This is a genomic window from Rhodococcus sp. 5A-K4, assembly GCF_046097995.1.
In the GTDB taxonomy this organism is placed as follows: domain Bacteria; phylum Actinomycetota; class Actinomycetes; order Mycobacteriales; family Mycobacteriaceae; genus Rhodococcus_F; species Rhodococcus_F erythropolis.
On the sequence record NZ_JBJURM010000007.1, the window covers coordinates 273133 to 291839 of the forward strand.

General features: G+C 64.5%; 15 protein-coding genes. 6 read left to right on the top strand and 9 right to left on the bottom strand.

Annotated features, from left to right (window positions below; genetic code table 11):
• Nucleotide 1 precedes the first annotated feature (1 nt).
• The 6 genes from rph to clpS form a co-directional block, all read right to left on the bottom strand.
• The gene (gene rph / locus ACKAMS_RS12570) at nucleotides 2-787 is read right to left on the bottom strand and encodes a ribonuclease PH (RefSeq protein WP_003945332.1); all 786 of its coding nucleotides are present in this window, start codon (nucleotides 785-787) and stop codon (nucleotides 2-4) included.
• A 52-nt stretch (nucleotides 788-839) separates the two neighbouring features.
• Nucleotides 840-1598, bottom strand: coding sequence for a cyclic nucleotide-degrading phosphodiesterase (locus tag ACKAMS_RS12575; protein WP_037119612.1), 759 nt, complete (start codon nucleotides 1596-1598; stop codon nucleotides 840-842).
• Nucleotides 1599-1695: 97 nt separating this feature from the next.
• Entirely contained in the window at nucleotides 1696-2355 is a 660-nt protein-coding gene (locus tag ACKAMS_RS12580) for a rhomboid family intramembrane serine protease (RefSeq protein ID WP_021333456.1), read from the bottom strand.
• A 92-nt stretch (nucleotides 2356-2447) separates the two neighbouring features.
• Nucleotides 2448-3515, bottom strand: coding sequence for a P1 family peptidase (locus ACKAMS_RS12585; RefSeq protein ID WP_019749151.1), 1068 nt, complete (start codon nucleotides 3513-3515; stop codon nucleotides 2448-2450).
• Nucleotides 3512-4102, bottom strand: coding sequence for a DUF2017 domain-containing protein (locus ACKAMS_RS12590; protein WP_003945318.1), 591 nt, complete (start codon nucleotides 4100-4102; stop codon nucleotides 3512-3514). The genes ACKAMS_RS12585 and ACKAMS_RS12590 overlap by 4 nt, the downstream gene beginning before the upstream one ends.
• A 56-nt stretch (nucleotides 4103-4158) precedes the next feature.
• On the bottom strand, nucleotides 4159-4470 hold the full coding sequence (clpS, locus tag ACKAMS_RS12595; protein ID WP_029255695.1) for an ATP-dependent Clp protease adapter ClpS: 312 nt from the start codon (nucleotides 4468-4470) through the stop codon (nucleotides 4159-4161).
• 121 nt (nucleotides 4471-4591) lie between these two features.
• On the opposite strand from clpS, the gene ACKAMS_RS12600 reads away from it, so the two are divergent.
• Genes ACKAMS_RS12600 through ACKAMS_RS12610 form a run of 3 tightly spaced genes read left to right on the top strand, consistent with a single transcriptional unit; the run spans nucleotide 4592 to nucleotide 8634 of the window.
• Entirely contained in the window at nucleotides 4592-5932 is a 1341-nt protein-coding gene (locus ACKAMS_RS12600) for a nicotinate phosphoribosyltransferase (protein ID WP_020970036.1), read from the top strand.
• A complete protein-coding gene (locus tag ACKAMS_RS12605; protein ID WP_021333460.1) occupies nucleotides 5929-6576 on the top strand; it encodes an isochorismatase family protein in 648 nt (215 codons plus the stop codon). Before ACKAMS_RS12600 ends, ACKAMS_RS12605 begins: the two co-directional genes overlap by 4 nt.
• A gap of 9 nt (nucleotides 6577-6585) precedes the next feature.
• Nucleotides 6586-8634: an ATP-dependent DNA helicase gene (locus ACKAMS_RS12610; protein ID WP_019749155.1), complete on the top strand. Its 2049-nt coding sequence runs from the start codon at nucleotides 6586-6588 to the stop codon at nucleotides 8632-8634.
• Between the two features lie 68 nt (nucleotides 8635-8702).
• Here the strand turns inward: ACKAMS_RS12610 and glgP are convergent, their stop codons facing one another.
• Nucleotides 8703-11303, bottom strand: a complete 2601-nt coding sequence (gene glgP, locus ACKAMS_RS12615) for an alpha-glucan family phosphorylase (protein ID WP_408989097.1) — start codon at nucleotides 11301-11303, stop codon at nucleotides 8703-8705.
• 177 nt (nucleotides 11304-11480) lie between these two features.
• Between glgP and ACKAMS_RS12620 the strand changes: the two genes are divergently transcribed.
• The 3 genes from ACKAMS_RS12620 to ACKAMS_RS12630 are packed head-to-tail and all read left to right on the top strand — an operon-like array spanning nucleotide 11481 to nucleotide 17154.
• On the top strand, nucleotides 11481-13505 hold the full coding sequence (locus ACKAMS_RS12620) for an alpha-1,4-glucan--maltose-1-phosphate maltosyltransferase (RefSeq protein ID WP_041816053.1): 2025 nt from the start codon (nucleotides 11481-11483) through the stop codon (nucleotides 13503-13505).
• Entirely contained in the window at nucleotides 13505-15706 is a 2202-nt protein-coding gene (gene glgB, locus ACKAMS_RS12625) for a 1,4-alpha-glucan branching protein GlgB (RefSeq protein WP_031331511.1), read from the top strand. Before ACKAMS_RS12620 ends, glgB begins: the two co-directional genes overlap by 1 nt.
• Entirely contained in the window at nucleotides 15706-17154 is a 1449-nt protein-coding gene (locus ACKAMS_RS12630; RefSeq protein WP_021344780.1) for a neutral zinc metallopeptidase, read from the top strand. Before glgB ends, ACKAMS_RS12630 begins: the two co-directional genes overlap by 1 nt.
• An 18-nt stretch (nucleotides 17155-17172) precedes the next feature.
• Here ACKAMS_RS12630 and ACKAMS_RS12635 read toward each other — a convergent pair whose 3' ends face one another.
• Entirely contained in the window at nucleotides 17173-18069 is an 897-nt protein-coding gene (locus ACKAMS_RS12635) for a tetratricopeptide repeat protein (protein ID WP_020970043.1), read from the bottom strand.
• A 105-nt stretch (nucleotides 18070-18174) separates the two neighbouring features.
• On the bottom strand, nucleotides 18175-18537 hold the full coding sequence (locus ACKAMS_RS12640) for a DUF3817 domain-containing protein (protein WP_020908283.1): 363 nt from the start codon (nucleotides 18535-18537) through the stop codon (nucleotides 18175-18177).
• Nucleotides 18538-18707: the final 170 nt, after the last annotated feature.

Genomic DNA, 18707 nt, shown 5'->3' on the forward strand with positions numbered 1-18707 from the left:
CTCAGGCACCGAACTTCTTTTTGGGTTCCGGATTCTTCGGTTCGGGTAGCACCCCGGGATACGGCTCGGCCAACGCTTGACGCTGGATCTCGAAAAGTTGCTCACAACCAGCCAGAGCGGAGTCGAGCAGCTTGTCCAGCGTCGAGCGTGGGAACGTGGCGCCCTCACCGGTTCCCTGGATTTCCACCAGCGTGCCGGTATCGGTGGCCACGACATTCATGTCGACCTCGGCGCGCGAATCCTCTTCGTACGGAAGATCGAGGCGCACTCGTCCGTCCACGACGCCGACGCTGACGGCCGCTATGCCACACGAGATGGGCTGAGGGTCGGAGAGCAGGTCGGCTGCGCGCAGGTAGGTCACGGCGTCGACCAGGGCCACGTACGCCCCCGTCACTGCCGCGGTGCGGGTACCGCCGTCGGCCTGGAGGACATCACAGTCCAGGGCGATGGTGTTCTCGCCGATCGCAGCGAGATCGATGCAGGCCCGAAGTGATCGGCCGATGAGTCGACTGATCTCCTGCGTACGGCCGCCGACCTTGCCCTTGACCGATTCGCGGCCACTGCGTGTGTGCGTGGCGGCGGGAAGCATCGCGTATTCGGCTGTCAGCCAACCCAAGCCGGAGCCCTTGCGCCAGCGGGGTACACCCTCTTCGACGCTGGCCGTGCACATGACGCGAGTGTTCCCGAACTCGACCAGAACGGATCCGGCCGGATGACTGGTGAACCCGCGGGTGATCTTGACCGTGCGGAGCTCGTCGTCCGCCCTACCGTCTTCTCGTGTAGTCACCTTCGTGAGCCTAGCGGTCGCCCGGTCGGCACTGCATCGAATGTGAGGGGAATCAGATGTCGTAGACGCTTCCGGCGGAGACGGCATGGACTGGTCCGGAGAATTCGGATTTCGCTTCGGCGATCACGTCTTCGCGGGAGGTCCACGGCGGGATGTGCGTGAGGAGAAGTTCCTTGACGCCGGCGAGGGCAGCCACACGGCCGGCTTCCTTACCGGAGAGGTGAACTCCCTCGGGGCGATCCGGACTGTCGGTCCACGAAGCTTCGGAGAGCAACACGTCCGCTCCACGGGCGAGTTCGACGACGTTGTCGCACATACCCGTGTCACCGGTGTAGACGAGCACGCGGCCGTCGGCGCCGGTGATCCGGAAACCGTAAGCCTCGGGAGGATGATTCATCCGACGGGCGACGACGCTCAGTTCTCCGAACCTCACCGGCTCGTTCTCGGCCCAGAGCCGGACGTCGATGGTGTCGGAGATGTCATCCATCTCGCCGGCGCACTCGGCGGAGGACACTCCGATGCGGCAGGCCGTGTCGGTGGGGCCGTAAACCAGAGCCCGCCCGACCGGCGGGTTGGGGTGATAGCGACGCCAGACGAGCAGGCCGGGCATGTCGAGACAGTGGTCCGCATGAAGGTGCGAAAGCAGGATCGTCACCTCGCCCGGATCGGCGTATCGCTGCAACGCCCCAAGAACTCCCGGGCCGAAGTCGATCACGAGCGGCGGAGTTCCCGGTGCCGTGAGCAGGTATCCCGAAGCCGGTGAATCCGGACCCGTGACGCTGCCGGAACACCCCAGGACGGTCATGCGCATACCGGTCATGCTGCCACGTCTACCCGTCTGGAAAAAAGCTCTTGGTGGTTTTGGCGCGTCGAAGTCACACCGCAGCGAGGGTGTGACCCACGTCCGTTCAGAAACTCTGTGGTCGGACGGCCGGCGCCGACCCTGCGCGCTTGGCCCTCTCCCCCGACGTCAGCGCCCAGGCGGCCACCACGCCGCCGATCGCTCCGAACAGATGTCCTTGCCAGGAAACCCGTGGATCGCTCGGGAGAACGCCCCACAGCACTCCGCCGTACACGACGAAGACGGCAACGCCGATCAGGATCTGTGTGAAACTCCGCGTGAAGAACCCGCGCACCAGCAGGTAGGTGACCCAGCCGAAGATCAGCACGGACGCGCCGACGTGATTCGAGTTCGAGCCGGCGAACAACCAGGTCCCGACACCGCCGATCACCCAGATGATGCCGGTCGCCGCGAGTCCGCGCGCAATTCCCGACACCAGCACGAGGAACCCGAGGATCAGGACCGGAATGGTGTTGGCAATCAGGTGAGCCCAGTCGTCGTGCAGGACCGGGGCGAACAGGATTCCCCACAGGCCGTCGAGCGTGCGCGGGGTGACGCCGGCGTTCTGGACGTTCTGACCGGAGATGACATCCACGATCTCGATCACGTAGAGCAGGATCGCGAAGCCGCCCACCAACACGGCCGACTGCTTCCACACCGAGGGCGGACCGGATTTCGGTGCCGGCGTCCGGGTGCCGAAGTCCGGATTGTTGAAATCCATCGTCATCGTGTGCGTCCTCCACCGTCGATCCGGTTTTCTGATTCGGTCACTCGCGACCAGGCTCAATTCGAGATTACCGCCGATTCCAGGAGTGCTGCCTAGAGAAATGCCGACGGAAAGAGTTCGCGGTAGCTCGGGATTCCGGCTACCGGCGTGGCGTCGAGAATCGCTGTGACGATCGCACGTTCGACGACCTGCGCCGAGGCGGCACACACCGCGTCGAGTATCGGCAGATCGTTCGGAAAAGCGGCCGGAACCGCGATCTCCGAATTCGGAGTGTGATCGCCGGTGGCGAGCGCAAAGATCGTGTCGCCGTCGAGCGGCGAATGCGCGGGCCGAATCGCACGAGCCAGACCGTCATGCCCTGCGACGGCGACGCGTCGGCACCCGGCTTTTGTCAAGGCGGCGTCAGTGGCGACCACACCGATCGTGGTGTTGAGGACTGTTCCCTTGGCTGCAACGGCGTTGGCCGCCGCGAGTTCGGACGCGTCGGGAAGCCTGAGCCCGAACGACTCCGCCCCGTCCGAGCCGACGCCCCACGGCAAGCCTGTTCTGGGATCGAAGACCGAACCCACCGGGTTCGCCACGATCAACGCGGAGACCGTCGTACCCTCGGCCGGGCCGTCGGCGATCACGACGCTGGCCGTTCCCACCCCACCCTTGAGCGCTCCGGCTCTGGCACCTACGCCGGCGCCGACCGTGCCCGTGGCGAATTCGCGCGAAGCGGTGTCGGCAGCGAGGAATCCGAAGTCTCCGGTCGGACGAACGGTCCAGTCCCCCACCGGCAGATCGAAGATCACGGCGCCGGGCACGATCGGTACCACCTGACCAGGAGCACCCATCGCGATCCCGCGATCGTGTTCCTCGAGCCAGCGCATCACTCCATCGGCCGCGGCAAGTCCGTAGGCACTACCGCCGGTCAACAGCACGGCATTGACCTGCTGGACCGAATGGCTCGGGTCGAGTAGGTCGGTCTCGCGGGTACCCGGACCGCCGCCGCGGACGTCGACTCCGGCAACCACACCGGCCGACGCGAGCACGACCGTGCAGCCGGTGGCTGCGCCGCTTCCGAGAGTGGCTCCCTCGTCGAGCTTGTGGTGATGGCCGACAGCGAGGCCGGCGACATCTGTCAGTGAATCAGTGGGCCCGGTCCGCGTCGTGGTCATGGCATGAGCGCCTGGACGAGGGAGTCCTGCATCCACGTCAACCAGTGATAGACGTCGAGATGCGGGGCGCGCGGGTCGTCGGGTTCGAGGCTCTCCGGGGTGTCGGCGTCGATGCCGAGATTGGTTCCGAGCGCGAGACGGACGTCGTTGAGCGAGGACAGCCACGCATCGGCCTGTTCCTGCGTGAGAACGACCTTGCCGCCGGCCTCCGGAAGCGAAGCCAACAACATGCGAGCGGACTCACGCTTGGCGTCGATGATCTCGGGTTCGTGCAAACTACGCAGCGCGCCGTTGACATTGGCGCCGGCGTCGTCGAGATCGTCACTGTCCGGAGCGACCTTGTCCGGATCGGTGCGCTGGAAGTCGGGAAGCAAACGCGCCAACACCGGATTGTCGGGCGTCTCCGAATTTCCGGTACGAAGACCCGTCAGCGCGGCGAGCTCGTCTTGCGGCGCCGAAGACGCGCGCTCGTCGAGAAGCCCGGTCACCGACTCCACGAGCGAGCGCAGAACCGCCGCCTCGTGGCCGTCCATCTCGGACTTGAACTTCACTCCGCCGAGTGAACTCTTCCTACTCCACGTCCGCACGCGTCGGACTCCCGTCTACGAGTTAGGCGAACAAATCGGTCGAAAAAGTGCTTTTCTCAGGTGTCGTCGCGTTGCATCGTGGCCCAGAGACCGGCAGCGTGGAGGCGACGAACATCGGCCTCCATCTTGTCGCGCGAACCGCTCGAGACCACGGCCTTGCCCTCCGAATGGACCTGCATCATCAGGTCGGTGGCCTTGGCTTTGCTGTAACCGAACAACTTCTGGAACACGTAAGTCACGTAATGCATGAGATTGACCGGGTCGTCCCAGACGATGGTCACCCAGGGCCGATCTGCGGCTTCGATGGTCGCAACAGCCTCCGACTGCTCGGGCGTGGCTTGAGGAGAAGAAGCCGTAGCGCCTCTCATCGTTACGTTCGCCGAGTAAGTGCCGGACACGGTCGCGCCGCCGAAAACCATGTATCCAGGGTACGGCGCGACGAGAGGCGACAACACCCACCCACGTCGTCTCGCGCATAGAGTTGTGTGCGTGCCTACGCAAATTTCCGACATCCGCGACGCCGGTGCCAGCACCGCACTGCTCACCGATCAGTACGAACTGACCATGCTCTCGGCGGCTCTCGCCGACGGATCTGCCTTCCGCAACTGCAGTTTCGAGGTATTCGCACGGCGGCTGCCAGACGGTCGTCGCTACGGCGTCGTCGCCGGTACCGAACGCCTTCTCGACGCACTCGAGCAGTTCCGGTTCGGTGAACCGGAACTGGCGATCGTTGCAAAATTTCTCGACGACACGACCGTCGAGTGGCTGCGCAACTATCGATTCTCCGGTGACATCGACGGCTACCGCGAGGGCGACTTCTACTTCCCCGGCTCACCGATCCTCTCGGTCCGCGGAACGTTCGCCGAGTGCGTCATCCTCGAAACCTTGATTCTCTCGATCCTCAACCACGACAGCGCGATCGCTTCGGCCGCAGCCCGCATGGTGAGCGCAGCGGGCGGTCGACGGATGATCGAGATGGGCTCGCGTCGTACACACGAACAGGCCGCCGTCGCCGCTTCACGTGCCGCGTATCTCGCCGGCTTCGACGCCACCTCCAACCTCGAAGCCGCGCGGCGTCACGACGTACCCAGCGCAGGTACCAGTGCGCACGCCTTCACTCTCCTGCACACCACCGAAGACGGTCCGGACGAGGCAGCGGCATTCCGCGGTCAGGTCGCGGCACTCGGCGTATCCACCACGTTGCTCGTCGATACCTACGACATCACCGAGGGTGTGAAAACGGCTGTCGCCGTTGCCGGTCCCGAGCTGGGTGGGGTTCGCATCGACTCCGGCGATCTCGGCGTTCTTGCTCGTCAGGTACGCCAACAACTCGACGATCTCGGTGCTACCAAGACACGCATCGTCGTCTCCGGCGACCTGGACGAGTACGCGATCGCGGCTCTGCGCGCCGAACCCGTCGACTCGTACGGCGTGGGTACTTCACTGGTCACCGGATCGGGCGCGCCCACGGCAGGCATGGTTTACAAGCTGGTCGAGGTCGACGGAATCGCGGTCGAGAAGAGAAGTACCAACAAGGCATCTCGCGGCGGCGCCAAGAAAGCACTGCGCGTGGTTCGCCCGACCGGAACGATCGTCGAAGAAGTCATCTACCCTGCCGGCTCGCCCGCTCCGGTTTCCGAGGCGGACGGCGCGACCGAACTGCTGATCCCGTTGGTTCGCGAAGGCAAGGTCGTCGAGAGCGCACCGACGCTCGAAGAGAGCCGCGCAGTTCTGAAGGCCGGGCTCGTGAGCCTGCCGTGGGAAGGACTCAAGCTCTCGCGCGGAGACTCGGCTGTGCCCGTTCGATTCTCCGGAGGTGAGCACCAGTGAGTGCTAAAGCACTGATCGTCGTCGACGTTCAGAACGATTTCTGTGAAGGTGGCGCTCTCGCGGTCGACGGCGGCGCTGCGGTTGCGGCGGCCGTCAACGATTTCGTCAACTCCCACGAGTACGACGCCGTAGTCGCGACTCGCGATTTCCACATCGATCCTGGGGCGCATTTCTCCGAGACCCCAGACTTCGTCGACAGTTGGCCGATTCACTGCGTCGTCGGGACGGCCGGCGCCGAGTTCCATCCGGCGTTCGACGCTTCCGTCGCCGGTTCGGCGATCTTCTCCAAGGGCGCCTACAGCGCGGCCTATTCCGGTTTCGAAGGAGCAGCCGAGGACGGCACGACGCTCGAGGACTGGCTCCGCGCCCACAAGATCACCGACGTCGACGTGATCGGCATTGCCACAGATCACTGTGTCAAGGCCACGGCCATCGACGCGGCGCGCGCGGGATTCGCCACGACGGTCCTTCTGCCCTTCACCGCAGGTGTGTCGACCGCCACGATCGAGTCGGCATTGGTACAGATGCAGGAGGCGGGAGTGCAGCTGATCGGGCGAGACGAGGCGTCGTCGGAAGAAGACTCGAATGCCGGGGAACTACCCCGGGAATCATCCGTGGACGTTTCTGACGTAGGGATCCATTAACCTTCGTGGGTGGCCGATCAACTCCCGAACGTTCCCGAACTGCTCCAGACAGCGGTGCGGTCGCTCGGCGGTGCCGAACGAACCAGTCAGCTGACGATGGCGTCGGCCGTGGCGCACTCGATCGACACGGGCGAGCATCTGGCCGTCCAGGCCGGCACCGGTACCGGTAAGTCACTCGCCTACCTCGTTCCGAGCCTGCGCCATGCGGTCGAGTCTGGGCGCACTGTGGTCGTGTCCACTGCCACCATCGCGCTTCAGCGCCAGCTCGTCGATCGAGATCTGCCACGGCTCGCCGATGCACTGAAGAAGCCACTCGGCCGGCGCGCCGAGTTCGCAATCCTCAAGGGCCGCAACAACTACCTGTGCATGAACAAGATCCACACCGGCGCGTCCGAACAGCCGCCCGAGGACGAGTTGTTCGATCCGTTCACGGTCTCGCGTCTGGGCCGGGAGGTCGTCCGCCTCACCGAATGGTCGTCCGACACCGAAACCGGTGATCGTGACGAATTGGTACCGGGCGTATCCGATCAGGCGTGGAGGCAGGTCAGCGTCACCTCCCGCGAGTGCATCGGAAAGAACCAGTGCCCGGTCGGTGAGGACTGCTTCGCCGAGCGCGCCCGTGTCGAGGCGTCGAAGGCCGACGTCGTCGTCACCAACCACGCGCTGCTCGCTATCGACGCCATCACCGGCATCCAGATCCTCCCTGACCATGACGTCGTGGTGATCGACGAAGCCCACGAATTGGTCGACCGCGTCACCGGTGTTGCCACGGCCGATCTCACAGCTTCTTCGATCAGTGCCGCGGCCAGGCGTTGCGGCAAGATCGCCGAAGAGCAGGACGCCGACCGACTCGAAGCTGCCGGCGAGGGTTGGGCGGGGCTCCTCGAGGAATTGCGTCCAGGTCGATGGGAAGGCCTCCCGGACGGTGCGGCGCCCGCACTGGCCGCGATACGCGACGCGGCCTGGTCGCTGCGCACCGCGATCGGTCCGGCCAAACCGGGCATGGCAGCCGCAGACCCCGAAGCCGCTGCAGCCCGCAACGCTGCGCTCTCGTCCGTCGACGACGTCCACGACAGTGCCGTGCGTATTCTCACCGCCTTCGACGAACCAGACCCGGCCAAGCGCAAGGACGTCGTCTGGCTGTCCTCGGACGAGTTCCGCGGATCGGTTCGGCGCTCCGTCCGGATGGCTCCGCTCTCCGTCGGTGGATTGCTGCGCTCGCGACTGTTCGCCGAATCCACCGTCGTTCTCACCTCCGCGACGCTGACCGTCGGCGGATCGTTCGACGGTCTCGCCGTCAACTGGGGCCTTCCTGCGGAATCGTCGGTGCGACCCGACTCGGGTACCGCCATCGGTACCGAAGCACCTTCTGACGCTTCTGCTTTCCGCTGGAACTCACTCGACGTCGGGTCGCCCTTCGACCATGCCAAGGCCGGCATCATCTACATTGCCCGCCACCTGCCCACGCCCGGCCGCGACGGCCTCTCCCCGGTCTATCTCGACGAGATCGCCGAACTCGTCGAGGCTGCCGGCGGACGCACCCTCGGCTTGTTCTCCTCGATGCGCGCCGCCAAAGCCGCGTCGGAGGCGATGCGCGAACGCCTCGACACCCCGATCCTGTGCCAGGGCGACGACGCCACCGGCACCCTCGTCAAGGCCTTCGCCAAGGACGAACCCACGTCACTGTTCGGCACGTTGTCCCTGTGGCAGGGCGTCGATGTCCCTGGCCCATCGCTGAGCCTCGTCATCTTGGACCGGATTCCGTTCCCGCGCCCGGACGATCCACTGTTGATGGCTCGCCAACAAGCCATCGAATCCCATGGCGGTAACGGCTTTCTCAGCGTCTCGGCCAATCACGCGGCGCTGCTCCTGGCACAGGGCGTGGGCCGCCTGCTTCGCAGCACCGACGACAAGGGCGTGGTGGCCGTGCTCGATCCGCGTCTGGCCACGGCGAGATACGCGGGTTACCTTCGCGCATCGCTGCCGCCCTTCTGGGAGACGACCAACCCCGAAGTCGTCCGCAAGGCGCTCACCCGCATCCGCGACTCACGTCCCTGACCCAGTTCTAACCCGGGCACAATTCTGCCCCGGTACCGACCGAACGGACCGGGGCAGAATGCAATACGTCAGACGCTCGGAGTGGTCACCAACCCGAGTTCGGACGCATCGACCAACAACCGGTGATGCGGCAGCACCCGCACGGTGTATCCCACGGAACCGGAGACCGGAAGCGCAACCTCGGCTTCGAAAATCTCGGTTCCGTCCTCGGCGCCGAAGTGTGTCATCGGGAACGTCACCACGTCGGTGAGTTCCTCGCCCGGGCTGACGCGTCCCAGGACTGCCTGGACCTGGACATCCGAGACCGACAAGCCGCCGAGGCGGACCTTGGCCTTCAACGAGATGGTCGCACCGATCTCCGGAGTGTCCGGCAAGCCGGAACCGTCCACCTGCTCGACGGCGACCGACGGCCACTGCGATTCGATGCGACGACGGAACTCGGCCACCTCACGCGCGCCGGCAAAATCGTCCGCCACTACCGCTCGAGCTGATTCCGCCGAAGGGGCGTAGTAGTCGACGGCGTAGTCACGAACCATGCGTGATGCCAACACCTTCGGGCCCAGATTCTCGAGGGTGTGGCGAACCCTCTCGACCCAGCGTGTCGGCAGATCGGCTGCATCACGGTCGTAGAACGTCGGCAGTACCGCGTGCTCGAGAAGTTCGTAGAGGGCGCTGGCTTCCAGATCGTCACGCCGCACGTCGTCGAGAACACCGTCGGCCGTCGGAATGGCCCACCCGTTCTCGCCGTCGTACATCTCGTCCCACCATCCGTCGCGAATGGAGAGGTTGAGTCCACCGTTGAGCGCGGACTTCATGCCGGAAGTGCCGCACGCCTCGAGTGGGCGAAGTGGGTTGTTGAGCCACACGTCGCAGCCCCAGTAGAGGTACCGGGCCATCGACATGTCGTAGTCGGGCAGGAAGACGATGCGGTGACGCACATCCGCTTCGTCGGCGAACCGTACGACCTGCTGGATGAGTGCCTTACCGCCGTCGTCGGCGGGGTGCGACTTACCGGCCACCACCAACTGCACCGGACGCTTCTCGTCGAGCAACATCGCACGCAGACGCTCGGGATCACGGAGCATCAGCGTCAACCGCTTGTACGTAGGCACGCGCCTGGCGAATCCGACTGTCAAGACGTTGGGATCGAAAACTCCAGTGGTCCAGCCGAGTTCAGCTTCGGTCGCGCCGCGTTCGAGCCACGACGCTCGGACGCGACGACGGACTTCGTCGACCAACTTGCCGCGCAACGCATTACGTGTTTCCCACAGTTCGTTGGCCGACAACTCGTGTAGGCGCTCCCAACCTCGCGCTTCTTCGAGTTGCTCCTGCCCCACGATCCGCCTGGCCACGTCCATCCACTCCGGCGCCGCCCACGTCGGAGCGTGGACACCGTTGGTGACCGATCCGATCGGCACCTCGTCGGCGTCGAATCCCGGCCAGAGTCCGTTGAACATGTCGCGACTGACGATGCCGTGCAACTTCGAGACGCCATTGGCTCGCTGGCCCAGGCGAAGACCCATGTGCGCCATGTTGAAGATCGACGGATCGGATTCGCGCCCCATCCCGACGATGCGGTCGACGGTCAGTCCGGGAAGCAAACTCGATTCGTTCTCGCCGTTCGCTCCGCCGAAGTAGTGACGGACCAGATCTGCCGGGAAGCGGTCGATTCCGGCGGGAACCGGAGTATGCGTCGTGAAGACCGTTCCGGCGCGGACCGCGGCCAGAGCCGAATCGAAGTCCAGACCGCTGGTGGTCACAAGTTCCCGAATCCGTTCGATGCCGAGGAATCCGGCATGCCCCTCGTTCATGTGGAAAACCTCGGGATCGGGCAATCCGTACGCCGCGGTGTAGGCACGCACCGCACGGACGCCGCCGATACCTGCGAGGATCTCCTGCTTGATGCGGTGATCCTGGTCCCCACCGTAGAGACGGTCAGTGACGCCGCGCAGATCCGCGTCGTTCTCGGCGATGTCGGAATCGAGCAGCAGCAACGGCACTCGTCCGACCTGAGCGATCCACACTCGCGCACGCAGCACTCGGCCACCGGGCATGGCGACGTGAATGACGACCGGCGATCCGTCGTCGGACGCCGGACCTGCGTCCGTCAGCAAACGAAGAGGCAACCCTTGAGGGTCGTGCGGCGGGTAGTGCTCGGCCTGCCAACCGTCGGCAGTCAGTGACTGGCGGAAGTAGCCGGATCGGTAGAGCAGTCCGACGCCGATGAGCGGCAGCCCGAGGTCGGACGCGGCCTTGAGGTGATCGCCCGCGAGGATGCCCAATCCGCCGGAGTAGTTGGGCAGAACTTCGCTGACTCCGAACTCCATGGAGAAGTACGCAATTCCGCCGGCCAGCGATGTGCCCTTGGCCTGCTGGGACTGATACCAGCGCGGCGTGCTCAGATATGCGTCGAGATCGGCTGCTGCAGTGTCGAGGTCACCGAGAAATGCCTCGTCACTGCTGAGTTCGTCGAGACGGGTGGGGTTGACTTCCCCGAGCATGCGGACCGGATCGAACTGGACTGCTTGCCAGAGTTCGGGGTCGAGTCGCGAGAACAGATCCTGTGTCTCGGGATGCCACGACCACCGAAGGTTGGTGGAGAGGGGGCCGAGCGCGGCAAGGCGCTCCGGAATGTGGGCTCGGACAGTGAACCGACGCAAGGCTTTCACCCCGCGAACCCTAGTCGAGTTCCTTGCACTCTGTCCGGTGGAACCGAACGCCCGAGCCGACCTGACCACCGACAGACCCGAATTCGTCGTTATCAGCACTCCAGCGTCGCACCCACTACGGTTGAACCCGGCGAAAGAAAGTTTTACCGCGATCCATCATCAGAAATGGAGCTTCCCGTGTCAGGACGCCTCGGTATCGACGACGTGGTACCCGAGATCTCGGGTAACTATCCGGCAAAGGCCGTGGTCGGTGAAGTCTTCCCGGTGCACGCCACCGTGTGGCGAGAAGGCCACGACGCCATTTCCGCCACTCTTGTCGTGCGTGGTCCGCGCGGTACCAAGCCGCTGCGCATTCCGATGGATCCCGGGACCGAACCGGACACCGTCGACGCGGTGTTCACGCCGTCCGCCGAAGGTATGTGGTCGTTCCGGATCGAGGCGTGGAGCGATCCCATCGCCACCTGGAAGCACGCCGTGGAAGCAAAGCTCGCCGTCGGGCAAGGGGCGGCCGAGTTGGCCAACGACTTGGAAATCGGTGCGCGCCTGTTCGAACAGGCCGCGCACGAAGTGCCGCGGGGCAACAGGTCCAGGCTCGAGGCCGTCACGGCGTCGCTGCGCAGCGATCAGGCGCTGACTGCTCGCGTCGCTCCGGCCTTCGCCTCCGACGTCGCCGAACTGCTCCGCGCTACTCCACTTCGCGAACTGGTCACCAAGGGCGAGTCCCACCCTGTCGTCGTCGATCGCAGCCGTGCGCTGTTCGGCTCCTGGTACGAGTTCTTCCCCCGTTCGACCGGTGGATGGGACGAGAACGGAGTACCGCAGCACGGCACGTTCCGTACCTCTGCCGAAGACCTGCCCCGCATCGCCGCAATGGGTTTCGACGTCGTCTACCTTCCGCCGATCCATCCCATCGGCGAGATCAACCGCAAGGGTCGCAACAACACCCTCACCCCCGAACCCGGCGACGTTGGTTCGCCGTGGGCGATCGGCTCTGCCGACGGCGGGCACGACGCTGTTCACCCCCAACTCGGCACGCTCAAGGACTTCAAGGCCTTCGTCGCTGCGGCCCGCAAGCTGGATCTCGAAGTGGCACTGGATCTCGCGCTGCAGTGCGCCCCGGATCATCCATGGGCTCAGAAGCATCCGGAGTGGTTCAACGTCCTTCCCGACGGCACCATCGCCTACGCCGAGAACCCGCCCAAGAAGTATCAGGACATCTACCCGATCAACTTCGACACCGATCCTCGCGGTCTGGACAAGGAAATCCTGCGCGTGGTCCGCCACTGGATCAACGCCGGAGTCAAGATCTTTCGTGTCGACAACCCGCACACCAAGCCGCCCAACTTCTGGGAGACACTCATCTCGGAAGTCAAGAAAACCGACCCCGACGTCTTGTTCCTCGCCGAGGCTTTCACTCGTCCGGCGCGCATGTACGGCCTTGCCAGGCGCGGGTTCACGCAGTCGTACACGTACTTCACCTGGCGAGTTGCGAAGTGGGAGCTCACCGAATTCGGTAACGAGCTGGCGGCAAAGGCCGACGAAGCCCGACCGAACCTTTTCGTGAACACACCGGACATCCTGCACGAGTCCCTCCAGCACGGTGGGCCCGGAATGTTTGCACTGCGAGCAGCTCTCGCCGCCACCCTGGCGCCGACGTGGGGCGTCTACTCCGGTTACGAACTCTACGAACACCAAGCCGTTCGCCCCGGCAGCGAGGAATACCTCGACTCCGAGAAATACGAACTTCGGCCGCGCCGTTTCGCCGAAGCGGCAGCGCGAGGCGAATCTCTCGAGCCGTGGATCACCGCTCTCAACCGCATCCGGCGTGCACACCCGGCCCTGCAGCAGTTGCGGAACCTGCACTTTCACCACATCGACAACGACGCGTTGATCGCCTACTCGAAGTTCGACGCCTCGACCGGTGACGCCGTCCTGACGGTGATCAACCTCAACCCGTTCGCGGCAGAAGAGGGCACCGTCTGGTTGGACATGCCGGCGCTCGGCCGGGAATGGCACGACCACATGACCGTGCTCGACGAGGTTACCGGTGAGCAGTTCAATTGGGGCCAGGCCAATTTCGTCCGCCTCGAGCCCTGGCGTTCGGTGGCGCACATCCTCGCGCTCCCACCCGTTCCGTATCCGGCCCGGATCTCTCTGGCCTACCAAGCACGCAATGCGCACCGCGCAGGTGGAGGCAAGTGATGCCAACCGAAAAGTCCCCTTCGGGTATCGCGCCGGACAATCACGATCTGGAACTGTTGGCGCGCGGTGAACATCACGATCCGCACAGTGTCCTCGGCGCCCATCCCCACGCCGACGGCACCGTTCTTCGAGCGTTGCGTCCCAACGCCGAGTCCGTCAGCGCCGTCATCGGCGGCAAAACCTTTCCTCTCGAACATGTTTCGAACGGGATCTTCGCGGCCCTGGTCCCCTACCCCGACCTGATCGACTATCGCTATTCCGTGACGTACCCGGGTGGCCACACGGTTCTCGCAGCCGACCCTTACCGATTCCTGCCGACTCTCGGTGAACTCGACCTTCACCTGTTCGGCGAAGGTCGGCACGAACGACTGTGGGACATCCTCGGCGCACATCCGCGTTCGTACGAGACACCGGACGGACCCGTCGACGGCACCTCGTTCGCCGTCTGGGCTCCGGCCGCCCGCGGCGTGACCGTCGTCGGCGACTTCGACGGGTGGAGTGGGCAATTCGCCCCCATGCGAGTCCTCGGCTCCACCGGGGTCTGGGAACTCTTCCTGCCCGACATCGCAGTCGGTTCGCTGTACAAGTTCCGGGTCCACGGCCACGACGGCTCGGTTCGCGACAAGGCCGATCCCATGGCATTCGGTACCGAGGTACCGCCGGCGACGGCGTCGCGAGTGACCACCAGTTCGCACGAATGGAACGACGCGGCCTGGCTGGAAACCCGCGCTGGTGTCGACCCTTCGCAGTCCCCGATGAGCGTGTACGAGGTGCACCTCGGATCGTGGCGTCCGGGACTCGACTACCGACAGATGGCCGAGCAACTCGCCGTATACGTCACCGAAACCGGATTCACCCACGTCGAACTGCTGCCCGTCTCCGAGCATCCGTTCGGTGGATCGTGGGGGTACCAGGTCACCTCGTACTACGCACCGACCTCCCGCTTCGGCACCCCGGATGACTTCCGCTGGTTCGTCGACCACCTGCACGCCGCAGGGATAGGCGTCATCGTCGACTGGGTGCCTGCACACTTCCCCAAAGACGAATGGGCCCTTGCCCGTTTCGACGGAACGCCGTTGTACGAGCACGCGGATCCGCGTCGCGGAGAGCAGTTGGACTGGGGCACATACGTATTCGACTTCGGTCGCCGCGAGGTCCGGAACTTCCTCGTCGCCAACGCGCTCTTCTGGCTCGAGGAGTTCCACATCGACGGACTGCGCGTCGACGCCGTCGCATCGATGCTGTACCTGGACTACTCACGTCCGGAAGGTGGATGGACTCCCAACATTCACGGTGGCCGCGAGAATCTCGAAGCTGTTGCGTTCCTGCAGGAGATGAACGCCACCGTCCACAAGAACCACCGAGGAGTCGTCACCGTCGCCGAGGAGTCGACGGCGTGGCCCGGAGTCACTCGGGCGACCAATGTCGGTGGCCTCGGGTTCAACATGAAGTGGAACATGGGGTGGATGCACGACACCCTCGGGTTCCTCGGTCACGACCCGGTGCACCGGACTTACCACCATCACGAGATCACTTTCTCGCTGATGTACGCGTGGAGTGAGAACTACCTGCTACCGATCAGCCATGACGAAGTGGTGCACGGCAAGGGAACTCTGTGGACCCGGATGCCCGGCAACGACTTCGCCAAGGCTTCCGGCCTGCGCTCACTGCTTGCGTACATGTGGGCGCATCCGGGCAAGCAACTGCTGTTCATGGGACAGGAGTTCGGTCAGAGCGCGGAATGGTCCGAAGAACGCGGCCTCGACTGGTGGCAACTCGACGATCAGTACACCGGCACTCTCCACCGCGGCGTCCAGCGACTGGTCGGAGATCTCAACTCCGCGTACCGACGCCATCCGGCGATGTGGACCCTCGACACCTCCCCCGGCGGATACTCCTGGATCGACGCCAACGACACCGAGAACAACGTCCTCAGTTTTCTGCGTTACGGTACTGACGGTTCGATTGTCGCCTGCCTGTTCAACTTTTCGGGCAGTGAGCACTCGAGCTACCGCGTCGGGCTACCAGAGCCCGGCCGATGGGTGGAAATTCTCAACACCGATGCCGAGGTGTATGGCGGCTCCGGAGTCGGGAACCTCGGAGCGGTCACGGCAACGTCGCGTTCGTGGCACGGTCGGCCAGCCTCCGCACAGGTGGCGCTGCCAGCTGCTGGAGCGATTTGGATAAGTCTGGAGCGTTGATGGTCGGCCGGCGAGTAGTCATTGTCACGTCGTCACTGTTCGCAGTGGCCGCACTGCTCGCCGGTTGTGCCAGCGGAACGAACGGGCACGCCGTCTCGATCTATCACGATCCGTTCCGCGTCGCCGGACTCGACGCAACAGCAGGCCCCAGCGGATTGCGCCCGGGAGCCCCCAATGCCGACCGAGAAATCACCGGTACCGACGGCGGGGACATCGACGCCCTGGCGGCCAACGCCATCACCGACATCGAAACTTACTGGGCCGCCGAGTACCCGGCTCTGTTCGACAAGCCCTTCGAACCGGTTGACGAGCTGATCTCGTGGGACCCCACCGAATCGAACGGCCCGGACTTCTGCGAAGAGACCACCGAAGAACTCATCAACGCCGGGTATTGCAGCATCGATCACACCATCGGTTGGGATCGCGAACTGCTACTGCCCGAGGTACGAGAGAAGTTCGGTGAAGTGGCCGTCGCCTTCATCTTCGCGCACGAGTACGGCCACGCGGTTCAACGCAAAGCCGGGATCGTCGGCGGCAAACGAGATGCGGCCCTGGTGCGAGAACAGCAAGCCGACTGTTTCGGTGGTGCCTTCTTGCGGCACGTCGCCGAGGACAAGGCAGCACACTTCACGATGAACACCTCCGACGGCCTCAACAAGGTGCTGGCCTCGGCGGTCGCCATCCGCGACGAAGACCCTAATGATCCTGAGAGCCACCATGGTTCGGCGTTCGAGCGCGTCACCGCCACTCAGATCGGCTTCACCGACGGCGCCGGCGCCTGCGCGAAGATGGACGCCGACGAAATCGAGTCACGACGCGCAGACCTCCCGCAGCAATTCGCCGAAGGCAACGACTCCGGAGAATTGCCTGTCACCGAGGCAACGCTCGACGAGTTCGTGAAGACATTCCAAGCGATCTTCGATCTACCCGAGCCGCCGAAGGTCGTGTTCACCGGCGCAGACACCGGGTGCAGCGACGCCGTTGCGACCGAGCCCGTCTCGTACTGCCCGTCGACGAACACCATCGGAATCAGCGTCGACGACCTGGCCGAGCGCGGCACGCCGGGTCGCGTCGGACGGCGCGAGTTGATCCAGACCAACATCACCGGTGACTACAACGCCTACGTCCTGCTCGCGTCGCGGTACACCCTCGCGATGCAGAAGGAGAACGGCCAATCGCTCGACACTCCGCAAACTGCCTTGCGCGCCGCCTGCCTGTCCGGCGTCATCACCGCAGCGCTCAGTCCCACCAACGCTGCGGCGTCCGGAGCTCAAGTCACACTCTCCCCCGGCGACCTCGACGAAGCCGTATCGGGGCTGCTGACCGACGGCCTCGCCGCCAGTGACGTCAACGGTGAGACGGTGCCGAGCGGGTTTGCGCGCGTCGACGCGTTCCGGACCGGTGTACTGGGTGGCCGAGAAGTGTGCGACAGCCGCTACACGGAGTAGCGGCTGCCGGTCCACACGTCAGTAGAGAGCGGAAGCCAACTTACGCCGGGCCGCGATGACGATCGGTTCTGCCGGGTCGAACAGTTCGAACAATTCGAGCAGGCGCGTCCGCGCTGCGGCCTTGTCGTCGCCGGCGGTTCGCGATACTACCGAGATCAAGCGAGCGAACGCAGCCTCGGGTTGCTGGGCGAACATTTCCAGGTCGGCTGCAGCGAACTGCAGTTCGAGATTGGACGGATCAGCATCCGCGGCCGCAATCGACTCGGGATCGACGCCCTGAACCCGAGCCATGAACTTCACCTGGCGGACAGCGCTCTTGGCCTCCGCGTTGTTGGGTTCGGCGTCGAGAATCACCTGGTACGCAGCGATGGCGGCGTCGAGATCGCCCTCGTCCAGCGCGGTTTCAGCGGCCACGAAGCGAGGATCCTCGACCTCCTCCACCGGTTCGTCCCCGTCGGACACCGGCCCACTCAACTTGCCCTCGACAGCTTGGAGCACTGCGTCGAACCACTGACTGAGCTGCGCCTCTGGCTGAGCGCCCTGAAAATCGGCCAACGGCTGACCAGCTGCGACGGCAACAACCGTCGGCACCGACTGGACACCGAATGCCTGCGCGATGCGAGGACTCACGTCGACGTCGACGTTGGCAAGAATCCACTTGCCGCCGGCGCGCGCCGCCAATGATTCGAGAACTTCGGTGAACACGACCGAGGGCTCGTATGCGCGGCCACCGATGTTGACGATGACCGGCACCTGGCTCGACTTCAGCAGGACTTCGCTTTCGAAGTTCTCCTCGGTCACCTCGATCACTGCCCCGGAGACGGCAGAAACGGCCCCGTCGCCGCTGGTGTTACGCGGCGGTGGTGGGGCCGTGGCCCGCTCTTTGAAGGCGGACAAGTCGACTGCGCCGCTCATGGCGGCAGCAACTGCGGACGAACGCGCGGGGGGCCTGGAACCTGGTCGAGTCACGACTCCCAGTTTGTCACGAGTTGCGCGAAGCTACGTAGAGGGATGCAGCACTCAGACGAGCGCCGCGTTGCCCTTGGACGCCTCGAACTCCGTGGACAGCTCACCGAGCTTGCCGTTTCGCACTGCCCAGCGTTCGAATATCACGGTGCCGAACGGGGGAACGCTCGAGATCAGCGCAAGGATCGTGGTCTTGATGTCCCACTTGAGCGACCACGCAGTCAGCAGAGCAACAACGATGAACACCAGGAAGCCCGCGGTGCCGTGGACCATTCCGGGGATGCGAATCGCTTCTTCGTGTCCGAGGACCCACTTGAAGAACATGGCAACCAGCAAGGCCGCCCAGGTCACAGCTTCCCACCACGCCACCAGACGGAAGCGTTTCGCGGGAGTGGATACGTCAAAGATGTTCGCCATGAGGCCATTGTGCCCGAACAACTACGACGCCCCGTAGTTGTGTGAGCAAAACCACGGGGCGTCGCAGAGCGAGAGCGCTCGTTCAGGTGTATTTAGACACTCACGCCTTGGGGACGCGGATGATGAGTGCGTCGCCTTGTCCGCCGCCGCCGCAGAGTGCGGCTGCGCCG